Source organism: Bartonella sp. TT110JLCBS, assembly GCF_042193405.1.
GTDB lineage: Bacteria > Pseudomonadota > Alphaproteobacteria > Rhizobiales > Rhizobiaceae > Bartonella.
Genome location: NZ_JBHILT010000007.1, coordinates 1 through 13,759, shown reverse-complemented (window position 1 = coordinate 13,759; position 13,759 = coordinate 1). Strand labels below are relative to the sequence as shown.

General features: G+C 38.5%; 5 protein-coding genes and 2 pseudogenes. All 7 read left to right on the top strand.

The genetic code is table 11. From position 1 onward, the window contains the following. Window positions 1-4: 4 nt before the first annotated feature. The 7 genes and pseudogenes from ACFILW_RS04355 (at window position 5) to ACFILW_RS04325 (ending at window position 13,540) form a co-directional block, all read left to right on the top strand. A complete protein-coding gene (locus ACFILW_RS04355) occupies window positions 5-2,344 on the top strand; it encodes a hypothetical protein (RefSeq protein ID WP_375685233.1) in 2,340 nt (779 codons plus the stop codon). Next, window positions 2,301-3,965 carry a hypothetical protein gene (locus ACFILW_RS04350; RefSeq protein WP_375685232.1) on the top strand — a complete coding sequence of 555 codons (1,665 nt, stop codon included), beginning with the start codon at window positions 2,301-2,303 and terminating at the stop codon, window positions 3,963-3,965. Before ACFILW_RS04355 ends, ACFILW_RS04350 begins: the two co-directional genes overlap by 44 nt. 38 nt (window positions 3,966-4,003) lie before the next feature. Next, window positions 4,004-4,471: pseudogene (locus tag ACFILW_RS11235) on the top strand (adhesin); the annotation flags it as partial. 171 nt (window positions 4,472-4,642) lie between these two features. Beyond that, window positions 4,643-5,752: pseudogene (locus tag ACFILW_RS04340) on the top strand (YadA-like family protein); the annotation flags it as partial. A gap of 415 nt (window positions 5,753-6,167) precedes the next feature. Then, the gene (locus tag ACFILW_RS04335) at window positions 6,168-6,410 is read left to right on the top strand and encodes a hypothetical protein (RefSeq protein ID WP_375621938.1); all 243 of its coding nucleotides are present in this window, start codon (window positions 6,168-6,170) and stop codon (window positions 6,408-6,410) included. A gap of 318 nt (window positions 6,411-6,728) precedes the next feature. After that, window positions 6,729-7,100 carry a hypothetical protein gene (locus ACFILW_RS04330; RefSeq protein WP_375685230.1) on the top strand — a complete coding sequence of 124 codons (372 nt, stop codon included), beginning with the start codon at window positions 6,729-6,731 and terminating at the stop codon, window positions 7,098-7,100. Window positions 7,101-7,483: 383 nt separating this feature from the next. Further along, complete coding sequence (locus tag ACFILW_RS04325; protein ID WP_375685229.1) at window positions 7,484-13,540, top strand: Vomp family autotransporter; 6,057 nt, start codon at window positions 7,484-7,486, stop codon at window positions 13,538-13,540. Window positions 13,541-13,759: the final 219 nt, after the last annotated feature.

The window sequence follows — 13,759 nt, the reverse complement described above, 5'->3', positions numbered from 1 at the left end:
CATTATGAAAAAATTATATACAAAATTAGCAGGGAGCAATTTAAAATTTTCTCGTTTTCCTTTTATTAAAGTCCTATCCTTGACTTCGATAGCGGCACTTTTAGCCAGTATTTCCCCTGTTTTTTCGAATAATTTGGATTCTTCTAGTTCATCACAGGAAAATTATTTAACAGCGCTGAATGTTGCTTTGACATCCAAGGTAAGTGTTGCTGATGACTATGCAAATTTTTTAACCAAAACTCTTACTGGTGTAAGCGATTATAGTCCTATAGTGAATGTTTTGGCAGAAACCAGCGATTCGATACGTTCAATTGATATGAATGTTGGAAGTAAAAAAATAACAAGAGCAGCTTTAACTCCAGGAGTTGTAAAGGGAGACCAGATAACTAGGGATGAGAATTTGGGTAATCCTCTCGTCTATGGTGAACGAGCTCAGGGAGAAGCTCATGATGCTATTGTTTACGGGCAGGTAGCGCAGACGAAGGCTGACCAAGGGATTGCTATCGGCTTAACTGCTTTAGCTGGTAGTAGTAGAAATACTAAAAATAGCATTGCAATCGGCTCTTCTCTAACCGATAGTTATGATGAAAAAGAGAGAACAGCTTCATTAGGTGATTTTTCAATAGCCTTCGGTAGTAAAGCACATAGTTATGCAAATGAAGCGATTGCTATGGGGTACAATGCATATGCACAGGAGCAGGCGCCGCAGGGAATTGCTATAGGCGCTAGCTCTAATGTGACGGTTGCGGAAGGTGTTGCTCTAGGAAGCAATTCTATATCCGATAGGGCTGCTGGTGAGTTTGGCTACACTCCTTTGTTGCAGGGTCCTGCAACAAACATCGAGACACAATGGAAAAGTACGCGGGGCTCAGTTAGTGTTGGTGATGATAGTAAGGGTATAACCAGACAAATTACAGGCGTAGCTGCTGGTTCTAATGTTACCGATGCAGTGAACCTTAGACAGTTGCAGGACTTAGAACAAGTTGTAAGACAAAACGGTTGGAAATTCTCTGTTGGAGATAAAAATGCAACAACTGTTCTTATGGATAGCGCGGTAGATTTTTCCGCTGGAAGTAGCAACCTAAATATTACAAAGGGCGAAGATGACAATAAAGTAAAATTTGATCTGGCTCAAGACATTACGTTAACAAGCTTAAAAGCAGGTACAAATACCTTCGATGCCACGGGCTTAGTAGTTACTGATGGTCCGAAAATAACCACCGGTGGTATTGATGCTGGAAATAAAAAGGTAACGGGTGTTACATCTGGTGATCTTAGTGCAGATTCACAAGAGGCGGTAAATGGTAGTCAGTTGAATGTTGTAGCTACCCATATAGCTGGATATTTAGGCGGTGGTGTTAAATTTACGAATGGTCAATGGGATAATCCAGAGTTCAAAATTAAAACTTTAAATCCTGAGACGAGTGAGATTGAAGAAGAAAGTTTTCCAAATGTAGCAAAAGCCTTTGAGGGTGTGGGTAAGTCTTATGTAAATCTTCACAATGAGATTAAAAAAGCCGCTGATGATAGTGTTTTTAAATGGCATGCCGAAACGGAGAGCATTACAATTGCTGCCAGTGAGGGAAAAGGTGGGCAAGAAAGTATTGCTATAGGTAAGCTTTCAAGTGCAACTGCCGACAATGGTATTGCATTAGGTGGTTCTGCAAATGTATCTGGTGAAAATAGTATCGCATTAGGTGGTTTTGCAAATGCATCTGGTGAAAATAGTATTGCATTAGGTGGACTTTCAGCCGCAACAGCTAAAAATAGTATGGCATTAGGTTCAAATGTACAAGTACTTCCTGAGGGTGGTGTTGCTGTGGGTTATAAATCTGTTTCTCGTAACTCAGTGTCCGCAGTTGGCTATGATCCTTCCATAGGGAGCCAGTCAACGGATGATGGTGTGATATGGAAGAGCACTCAAGGAGCTTTTAGTGTTGGTGATACTCCGAATAAGATAACACGACAGCTTACAGGTGTAGCAGCGGGTTATGCAGACACTGATGCCGTCAACATTGCACAGCTGAAAAAATTAAGAGAATTTGTAGCACAAGGGTGGACACTTTCTCTTAATGATAAGGCTGTTTCAAACTTTCAGCCGGGTGATATATTAAATTTGGTTTCTGGAAGCAAAAACTTTGAGATTAAAAATAGTGATACAACAGACAATAAAGACAAAAAAATAACATTTGATTTGGCACAAGATGTCACATTGAACAGTGTAAAATTAAAAGGCGTCACTTTAGATAAAACGGGATTAACCATTGAAAATGGTCCCAAAGTAATAGCGGATGGTATTGATGCTGCAGGTAAAAAAAACACGTCTTGCGGGTGGAGATCTTAGCACAAATTCGACAGATGCCGTTAATGGTGGTCAGCTTCATACAATCACTGGAGATTTATCAAGAATTTTAGGTGGAGATGTATCCTTTGATGGAAAAAACTTTAAAGTACCAGGGTATAAATTATCGAATATTGATAAAAAAGGTGAAGTAACAGATAAATCTCATACCGATGTTGGTTCTGCCTTTAAAGGACTTGATGATAATATCAAGAATGTGAATGCTCGTATAAAGGAATTTGAAAATGACCTCTCTTCGAATAGTTTAAATTGGGATGGCAGTGTAGGTGATGGTGGTGCCTACAATGCTGCTCATGGTGAGAAGGGTGCGAGCAAGATTGTTAATGTCGCTGATGGTAAGGTAGAGAAAGATTCGCACGAAACTATAACAGGTTCCCAGCTTTATGCACTGGGCAACAAAGTTGCAGAATATTTTGGCGGCGATGCTACGTATGAGAATGGCGTATTGAACAAACCAACCTTCAAACTCAAAGTTTTCAACTCAGAGAGCAATGAAATTGAAGTTGAAGAAAAAACCTACAATAATGTAGCGGAAGCCTTTGACGGAATTGATAAGAATTTCCAGAGTGTGAATAAGAATGTGCAGAACATCGTTAATGATTTTAATGACAAAGTCACGAATATCAAAGAATCTGTCCAAGGCGATGCTCTGTTGTGGGATGGTAAAGAACAATCCTTTGTAGCCAAGCATGGGGAAAAAGATGGAGAAAGGGAAAACAGCAAGATCACATCGCTTGCCGCTGGTTCTATAATATCAGCTTCGAGTGATGCGATTAATGGCGATCAGCTTCATACAATCACTGAGGATTTATCAAAAATTTTAGGTGGAGGTGTATCCTTTGATGGCAAAAACTTTAAAGTACCAGAGTATAAATTATCGAATATTGATGAAAAAGGTGTTGTAACAGATAAACCGCATACCGATGTTGGTTCTGCCTTTAAAGGACTTGATGACAATATCAAGAATGTGAACGCTCGCATTAAGGAGGTCTCAGAGGGAGTTGCACAAGATTCTTTATCTTGGAGCGATGCTGACAAAGCTTTTGTTGCCCAGCATGGGGAAGGTGATGACAGAAAGGCAAGTAAAATCACATCACTTGCTGTAGGAGATATTACGAAAGAATCGATGGATGCCGTAAATGGTTCTCAACTTTATTCACTGGGCGATAAGGTTGCAAAATATTTTTCTGATGACGCTGAATATAAGGATGGGGAATTGAAAGTTCCTGATTTTAAGCTAAAAATTATCAATGATGATGGCACTGAAGCTGAATCAAGCTATAAGAATGTATCAGATGCATTTTCAGGTGTGGGTAAACTTTTCACAAAGGTTCAAACTGCGATCAGCGATGTAATCAGTAATCTTCTTGTTACGAAAAATGAAGATGTTATCAACATTGGTAAAGGAGTAGAAGGTAGTGAAATCAATATGGCAAACAAGAGTGGTAAGGATCGAACTCTTTCTGGTGTAAAGGCAGCAGAAAAAGCCAATGAAGCTGTGAACAAAGAACAATTTGATAAAGGTTTGAAGGATCTTTCTGATACCCTTCTGTTGTTCTTTACGATAAAACAACAGATAATCAAACTGATTATACAAATGTAACTTTTGGGAAAGGGAAGGATGCTACACCTGTTGCGCTCCATAATGTAGCCGCCGGATCGATTGCGGAAAACTCAACGGATGTTATCAATGGAGGACAGGTTCACATTCTTTCAATGGATATAGCAAAATTGTTGGGTGGAGATGCTGAATTTAAGGATGGTGCTTTTAAAGGGCCAACTTATAATTTATCCAGTATTGATAAAGGTGGTGAAGTAACAGATAAACCGCATACCGATGTTGGTTCTGCCTTTAAAGGGCTTGATGAGAATATCAAGAATGTGAACGCTCGCATTAAGGAGGTCTCAGAGGGAGTTGCACAAGATTCTTTATCTTGGAGCGATGGTGACAAAGCTTTTGTCGCTCTGCATGGGAAAGGTGATGACAGAAAAGCAAGCAAGATCACATCACTTGCGGCTGGCTCTATAGTATCAGGCTCGAGTGATGCGGTTAATGGCGGACAGATTTATGATCTGAATCAGTCGCTAGCAAAGTATTTTGGTGGTGATGCTAAATATGATGGTGATGGCTGGGCGCTTCCAGGTTTCAAGATAATGACTTTCCAAGAAGATGGAAGCTTTGAAGAGGAGGATTATGATAGCGTTGCAGCCGCGTTTGCCGGTGTAAATAAGGTTTTCAAGAATCTTCATAATGAGATTTCAGACAACATTGAGCAAAATGCGTTGTTGTGGAGTGATGATGCAGGTGCGTTTGTAGCACAGCATGAGAAAGAAGGTAACAAGGAAAACAGCAAGATCACGTTCCTTGCGAAAGGAAAGATATCAGAAGATTCGACGGATGCGATTAATGGTGGTCAGATTTATACTCTTCAACAAACATTTGCCTCATATTTTGGTGGAGGAGCTGGTTATGATAAGGAAGGAAACTGGCAAGGACCAAAATTCACTGTTCAGGTCTTTAATAAGGATGGTACGAAAGGTGATAAAGAGGAGCGTAATAGTGTCTCTGAAGCATTTGATGTTGTTAATGACAGCATGAGCACTATCAACGATCGTATAAAAGAAGTTGAAAAGGGTACCTCTTCGAATAGTCTGAATTGGAATGAAGAAAAAGGAAGCTATGATGCATCTCATGTTGATGCTCAGGGTGTTAAGAGTCCAAGTAAGATTATCAATGTAGAGGATGGCAAGGTAGACAGAGATTCAAAAGAAGCTGTGAATGGAGGACAGCTTTGGGAAACTCAGCAGATGATTACAGATCAGGTCAAGGATATTGAAAATAAAGTTACGGAGGGATCTGTACAATATGATAAAGATAAAGAAACGGGCAAAAAGACCAATAAAGTTACATTAGTTGGTGGAGATGACAGTTCTCCAGTATTAATAGACAATGTAGCCGATGGAAGGGTTGAAAAAGATTCGAAAGAAGCGGTTAATGGTGGTCAATTAAAAGATAAGATGGATTTTGTGCTTGAAAGTGCCAATAAGTATACGGATGAGCAAATTTCTCATCTTGTAAAAGATGGAGTTAGTGGGGCTAATTCGTATACGGATATGAAGTTTTCGACATTAAGTTATGCTGTTGAGGATGTTCGAAAAGAGGCAAGACAAGCAGCAGCTGTTGGTTTAGCGGTAGCTGGTTTACGCTATAGTGATATTCCTGGAAAATTAACAATCGCATTTGGTAGTGGTTTATGGCGTAGTCAATCTGCTTTTGCTTTTGGTGCAGGTTATACTTCAGAGAACGGTGATATTGGTTCCAACTTGTCAATTACCACTTCTGGAGGTCACTGGGGTATAAGTACAGGGGTTAATGTGATACTCAACTAATAAACGACTAAATCCATAAAATTGATTTGCCTTTTTCTTATTTAAGAAAAGGGCAAATTTTTTACTTTCTTCCAGAACTCTCTAAAGCTATTCTAAATGTATAAAACTCCCGTAATTATATAAAATCCGAATATAAAAAGCCTATGACAACTTTTGTTGAGAATAAAAGACCTTAATGGTAAAGATTTAAAAAATTGATTGCTATTATTTTGATTTATTAAAATGCTTCAAGAAATGTAAATACGAATATACCCTTTATTAAAAGAAGACAGTTTTAGCTTTTATTTTCGTATAGTTTTAAACGTATGCTTTATAATGCAACGCTCTACAGATATGCAACGTACTCCAAACACAAGTATTGCTTTAGGGTAGTGGAGCGCAAACGGAAAAAGAATGGAGCGTTGCTGTAGGCAATATGGCTCATGTTTTAGAGAAAAGCAGTGTCGCAGTAGGTGGTGAATATAATAAGAAGAGCGAACACGGGGAAAATGATTATACTCTTTCGAAGAGTGATTATTCAACAGTAGTAGGAGCTGTTTCTAAAGCTTTAGAATATGGTTCGATTGCTCTTGGTCACTCCGTGCATATGCATTTGCTCAAGAAGCTATTTCTATGGGCTTCTATTCAAAAGCAAAAGGGGGTGGAAGTATCGCTTTAGATTCCTATTCTAAAGAAAGTGATGGTTGATGGGGGGCTAATGGGGACAACTCTGTGTCTGGTAGGACTGCTGGCGTTTTTGGGGATACGTCTGTTCTGCAAGGACTGGCTAAAAACACCTAATCTCAATGGAAAAGTACGAAATTTGCAGTAAGTATTGGTATTCCTAGTAAGAACATAACGCGACAAATTATAGGCGTAGCAGCTGATAGCAAACCTGCCGATGCGGTGAACCTGAGACAGTTGCAAGATTTAAAAGAAGTCGTAAGAAAAAAAGAGTGGAAATTGTCTATTTCTGGTGAGGCAGCTAAAGATATAGGTGCTAGATAGTACAATAAATTTTTTATCTGGAGGAAGTAACTTCAGAGTTAAAAGAGATAAGGACGATGAAAATAATCTCATATTTGGTTTTGCGAATGATATAGCATTGAAAAGCATAACATTAGGAGAGAAAACAACAGTCGATGCAACAGACTTAGTAATCACTGATGGTTCGCAAATAACCACCGGTAGTATTAATGCGGCAAGTAAAAAAGTAACAAATATTGCAGAAGGAACTAGTAATATTGATGCAGTAAATTTTTCACAACTGAAGGGAATAAAAGAACAAGTAGCAGTGAGTATTTTTGTAAAACAGGATACAGCAACGAGACACATTACTATTAGTAAGGATATAGATGGGGCATTTTAGTAAAAAGCTTTCATAAATCCTCTTATGAAATAAAAAAATCTTATTCACGAAAAATAAACTGATGCCTAAGCGGATGATCAATAGGCACAAAAAATTATACCTCTTTCAAAGAGATCAAAGCTAAAAACGACACACAACCTTTGATAGAAAAACGAAATCCATTCTAATATTAAGTATTTTTTTACCTTCCTCAAATTGACTTTCACGAACCTGCCCCTAATTACCCTCTAAAGACACTGTAGAAACAACAGTTTATGTCTTAATTTTATTTATGTCCTAAAACACGCTGTAAAAGCAGGAACACGCAAAGAAAATAAGAAAGCTTTAGAGTTCTAGAGCATACCTTTTTTGTGTTTTTAATCTATTATTATGAAGGGGGTATTATGAAAAAATTATATACTACACAAAATCTGCGTGATTTGAGTTTTTCTCGCTCACATCGTCGATCATCATTGTTTAAAGTAGCTTCGTTGGGAACTGCGGTTGCCTTGTTTTTATCGAATGCTGCTCCTGTTTTTTCAGCAAATCTCGATTTAACAAAAGCATCTCTTGAAAATGTGAAGAATGCTGCCGTGGTTTATCCGCAAAGTACTCTTTCTGCTTATAATGATTATACAAGTGGTATGGGGGGGGAAAATTCTGTCATAAATGTTTTAACAGTCGACGGAAGGTCTGTATGGAAAGATGCGCAAAATATCTTTACAGTGGGTGGCGCTGTTATTTTAGATCCAGAGGAATATACGGAAAAGGGGAAAAGTGTAGCTATAGACTCTACAGCGCACGCTTTAGGACTAGGTAATATCGCAATAGATGCCGGATATAATAACCAAGATGATAATAGAGATGCATTCGTAAATGCTTATTCTTTACGAGTGAGGGCTGATGGTGATGAAACTGTTGCTATAGGGTCTGGGCCTGAAACGCGGGCGTATGGCAATGTTGTTCTTGGGGACGGTTCTTCGACTACATCGCTTGCTGGCGCTAGCGGTTACAGTCCTATCGAGCTAAGCGAAAAAAATAAAAACAGTGAGGTATGGAAAAGTACTGCGCATGCAGCGACTATTGGTGATTATAAAAATAAGGTAACACGCCAGCTTGAAGGAGTGGCTGCTGGTAGTTATTCTACCGATGCCGTTAATGTTGCACAGCTAAAAGCGTTAAAAACTTACGTAGACCAAGGTTGGCAGCTATCTATTGGGGGTAAAAATGCTAAAGCTGTTGGTGTACAAGATACTGTAGATTTGTCAGCGGCAAGTGGCAACCTTACGATTATAAAAGGTGAGGAAGACAATAATGTAAAATTTGATCTAGCTAAGAATATTAAAGTGGAACGAGTTACCGCTGGAAGAAGCTCTATAAGTGATGATGGCATTCTGTTTGCTAATGGGGCTGGTATAACTGTGGATGGTATTGATGCTGGCAATCAGCAGATTACAGGAGTGGCAGCTGGGGAAGAACCTGATGATGCAGTGAATTTTGCGCAGCTACAAGAGATAAAAAATCAAATAGCAGCAAATAGTCTTGTTAAGCAAGATGGTGGAGAAGAAGGTCGTATCACCATTGGTATAGAAACAGGTGGTTCTGAAATCAATGTTGCAAACAAATTGGGTGAAGATAGGATAATTTCCGGTGTGAAGGCTGCTGTAAACAATAACGACGCTGTTAATAAACAACAGCTCGATGGTCAGATTGCAGATGTTGTTGACACTATAAAAAGCAATAGCCTTGTTAAGCGAGAAGAAGAGACAAATCGTATCATCATCGGTAAGGAAATAGAAGGCACAGAGATTAATATTGCAAACAAATCAGGTGATGCTCGTGCAATTTCCGGTGTGAAAGAAGCAGTTAAGGATGATGAAGCCGTTAATAAAAAACAACTTGATGGTGAAATTGCAGATATCACGGACAGTATTAAGGTCATTAAAGAAGCAAATAACTTTGCGGTTCTTTATGATAAAAATGCAGATGGCACCATTAATTATAATAGCGTGACTTTGGGTGGTGATAAGACTACGGCACCAGTTTCTCTCCATAATGTACAAGCTGGTACAATTGCAAAAGGGTCGAATGATGCAATTAATGGTAGCCAGATTGAAAAAATATCTGGAGATATAGCAGGTATTTTTGGTGGTGATGCGGACTTTCACGACGGTATCTTGTTTGGTCCGCACTATCATTTATCGCACATTTCTGAAGATGGTGCAGCAGTAACTAAGGACCATAATAATGTTGGTACAGCTTTGACAGGGCTTGATGAGAATATAAACAATGTGAATGGTCGCTTAACACATGTAGCTAATGAGTTCACTCAGAAAATTGAGGGTGTTTCTAAAGATTCTCTATTGTGGAGTAATGATGAGCAGGCATTTTTGGCACAGTATGGAGAAAACAAAGAAAACAACAAAATTAAATTTCTTGCCAATGGAGATATTGCTGAAGATTCAACCGATGCAGTGAATGGTTCGCAGCTCTTTGCTACTAATCAGAATGTTACCACTGTTACGAATGATCTAGCAAAAATTTCTCAAAATACATCTAAATATTTTGGTGGTGGTGCAGATATATCTAACGGTAAGGCTCCCACTTACACTATTCAGGGTAAGCCACATAATGATTTTGAATCTACTTTTAATGCTGTTGATACTTCTATCACGAATATCCAAAATCAAATCACTAATGCAGCAAAGAATAGCCTTGTTAAGCAGGAAGGAGATGCAGGTACTATTACCATTGGTGTGATAACGGGGGGGACAGAAATTAATGTTGCAAACAAATCTGGTGATGCTCGTACAATTTCTGGTGTAAAAGCTGCAGAGCGAAATGATGAAGCTGTTAACAAAGCCCAGCTTGATAAAAGTATCGAGAAGATTTCTAATGATATTAATCTTACAAGTGCTGCTGCAGTTCTTTATGATAAAGAAAACGGTACCGTTAATTATGGTAGCGTAACTTTAGGTGGGATGGATAACCAAGTCCCTGTTGCTCTACATAATGTTAAAGATGGGAAAATTGCTGAAGATTCGCATGATGCGATCAATGGGAACCAAATTAATAAAATATCTGGAGATATAGCAAATTATTTTGGTGGTGATGCCTCGTTCGAAAATGGTGCCTTTAAAGGACCAAACTATAGTTTATCTGTTATTGTTGAAGATGGTCAGGTGGCAAAAGCCAATTATCATGACGTTGGCTCAGCTTTGAGTGGTCTTGATGCGAATGTGAAGAGTGTGAATACGCATCTGACGAATGTGGTAAAAGATGTCAATGAAAAAATCACAAATATTTCACAAGAAGTTAAAGGGGATGCTTTGTTGTGGAGTAATGATGAGCGGGCATTTGTAGCACAGCATGGAGACGGAAAAACCAATAGCAAAATTAAATTTCTTGCCAATGGAGATATTACTGAAGATTCAACCGATGCAGTAAATGGTTCGCAGCTCTTTGCTACTAATCAGAATGTTACCACTGTTACGAATGATCTAGCAAAAATTTCTCAAAATACATCTAAATATTTTGGTGGTGGTGCAGATATATCTAACGGTAAGGCTCCCACTTACACTATTCAGGGTAAGCCACATAATGATTTTGAATCTACTTTTAATGCTGTTGATACTTCTATCACGAATATCCAAAATCAGATTGCGAATGCGACAAAAAATAGCCTCGTTAAGCAGGAGGAAAATGAAGGTACTATCACCATAGGTAAGGCAACAGGAGGTTCTATAATTAATATTGCAAATAATGCAGACAACGATAGGATAATTTCTGGTGTGAAGGCAGCTGTGAATGGTAATGAAGCTGTTAACAAAGCCCAGCTTGATAAAAGTATCGAGAATATTTCTAATGATATTAATCTTACAAGTGCTGCTGCAGTTCTCTATGATAAAGAAAACGATACCGTTAATTATAATAGCATAACTTTGGGTGGTGATAAGACTACAGCACCAGTTTCCCTCCATAATGTTAAAGATGGGAAAATTGCTGAAGATTCGCATGATGCGATCAATGGTAGGCAGATTGAAAAAATATCTGGAGATGTAGCAAACATTTTGGGTGGGAATGCGGAATTTAGCGACGGTATTTTGTTCGGTCCGCTCTATCATTTATCGCGCATTTCTGAAGATGGCGTAGCAGTATCTAAAGACCATAATAATGTTGGTGACGCTTTGACAGGGCTTGATGACAATATCAACAATGTGAATAGCCGCTTAACACATGTAGCAAATGAATTTACTCAGAAAATTGAGGGTGTTTCTAAAGATTCTCTATTGTGGAGTAATGATGAGCAGGCATTTGTAGCACAGCATGGAGACGGAAAAACCAATAGCAAAATTAAATTTCTTGCCAATGGAGACATTTCTGAAGATTCAACCGATGCAGTGAATGGTTCGCAGCTCTTTGCTACTAATCAGAATGTTATCACTGTTACAAATAATCTGACAACAATTGCTAAAAATATATCAAAGTATTTTGGTGGAGGTGCAGATGTATCTAACGGTAAAGCACCAACTTACACAATTCAGGGTAATTCTCATAATGATGTTGGTTCTGCTTTTAATGCTGTTGATACTTCTATCACGAATATCCAAAATCAGATTGCGAATGCGACAAAAAATAGCCTCGTTAAGCAGGAGGAAAATGAAGGTACTATCACCATAGGTAAGGCAACAGGAGGTTCTATAATTAATATTGCAAATAATGCAGGCAACGATAGGACAATTTCTGGTGTGAAGGCAGCTGTGAATGGTAATGAAGCTGTTAACAAAGCTCAGCTTGATAAAAGTATAGAGAAGATTTCTAATGATATTAATCTTACAAGTGCTGCTGCAGTTCTTTATGATAAAGAAAACGGTACCGTTAATTATGGTAGCGTAACTTTAGGTGGGATGGATAACCAAGTCCCTGTTGCTCTACATAATGTTAAAGATGGGAAAATTGCGCAAGGATCGCATGATGCGATCAATGGGAACCAAATTAATAAAATATCTGGAGATATAGCAAATTATTTTGGTGGTGGTGCCTCGTTCGAAAATGGTGCTTTTAAAGGACCAAACTATAGTTTATCTGTTATTGTTGAAGATGGTCAGGTGGCAAAAGCCAATTATCATGATGTTGGCTCAGCTTTGAGTGGTCTCGATGCAAATGTGAAGAGTGTGAATAGTCATCTCACGAATGTGGTCAATAATTTTACACAACAAATCAATGATATTACACAAGAAGTCAAAGGGGATGCTTTGTTGTGGAGCAATGATGAGCAGGCATTTGTAGCACAGCATGGAGAGGAAAAAAACAATAGCAAAATTAAGTTTCTTGCCAATGGAGATATTTCTGCTAATTCAACCGATGCTATAAATGGTTCGCAACTTTATTTGATGAGTAATCAGCTTGCTGCATATTTTGGTGGTGGCGCTGGCTATAATAATGGAGAATGGACTGCTCCTACTTTCAAGATAGCACAATTCAAGGCTGACGGGAGCTCTGGTGAAAAGAAGGATTATCATAACGTTGCCAGTGCTTTTGACGGCGTAAGTGAGAGTATGTCTAAGATAAACGACCGTATTCAAAGTGTTGAAAACAATGTCTCGTCCAATGGTTTAAATTGGAATGAGCAGAAAAAAGCTTATGACGCTAGCCATGATGGTCAACCAAGTAAGATTATCAATGTAGCAGATGGTAAAATTGCAGAAGGTTCAAAAGATGCAGTCAATGGTGGACAGCTGTGGGAGACCAACGAACGTATCACTGGCGTTGAAAAAGATATTAGGCATATTGAAAACAGAGTCGACAATATTTCCACTACGGTTACGAATATTGGTGAAACGGTTTTCAATATTGAAGACAGAGTTGATAATATTGAGAACACGGTTAATAATCTTTCTGATGGTGCAGTTAACTATGATAAAGATGCTGATGGTAAAAAAACCAATAAGATCACTCTAAAAGGTGGCAACGAAAGTGAACCTGTTATGATTGATAATGTTGCCAATGGTCGCATTGAACAAGGTTCGAAAGAAGCTGTGAATGGTGGTCAACTGCATGATTACACTCAGCAACAGATGAAAATTGTTCTCGATGATGCAAAAAAATATACGGATAGTCGGGTGGATAATATTGTTATTAATGCCATTGATGATGCTGTTGATCGGTCTGACCGATATACAGATATGAAGTTTAATATTTTAAGTTATGATATTAAGAGCGTACGCAAAGAGGCAAGGCAAGCAGCCGCCGTTGGTCTAGCAGTATCCAACCTACGTTACTTCGACGAGCCAGGATCTTTGAGTGTCTCATTTGGTAGCGGCGCATGGCGTGGGCAATCCGCATTTGCTCTTGGTGCTGGTTATACATCTGAAAACGGAAAAATCCGCTCTAATCTCTCTGCCACGAGTGCTGGTGGTCATTGGGGAATAGGTGGTGCAATTACTCTGAAAATAAAATAATACGAACAACGAAAATAGAACAAAACATCCACCCTTATTTATTGAAATAAGGGTGGATATTTTTTTTACAGACGCACAGTATTTATCTAGAGATAAGCATAATATTTGATGAGGCTATAAACTGTGAGGTTTTATAGAAGATTTTTCTATATTTTGTTGAAAAAAGATCACAGTAGAATCCATATTGCTAAAAAGTTATATTTTTATGTTGCTATTTTC

Excerpts from the sequence above, each read along its gene's own strand:
- ACFILW_RS04350 (WP_375685232.1), top strand. The coding sequence starts at position 2,301 with ATGCTGCAGGTAAAAAAAACACGTCTTGCGGGTGGAGATCTTAGCACA.
- ACFILW_RS04325 (WP_375685229.1), top strand. The coding sequence starts at position 7,484 with ATGAAAAAATTATATACTACACAAAATCTGCGTGATTTGAGTTTTTCT.
- ACFILW_RS04355 (WP_375685233.1), top strand. The coding sequence starts at position 5 with ATGAAAAAATTATATACAAAATTAGCAGGGAGCAATTTAAAATTTTCT.
- ACFILW_RS04335 (WP_375621938.1), top strand. The coding sequence starts at position 6,168 with ATGGCTCATGTTTTAGAGAAAAGCAGTGTCGCAGTAGGTGGTGAATAT.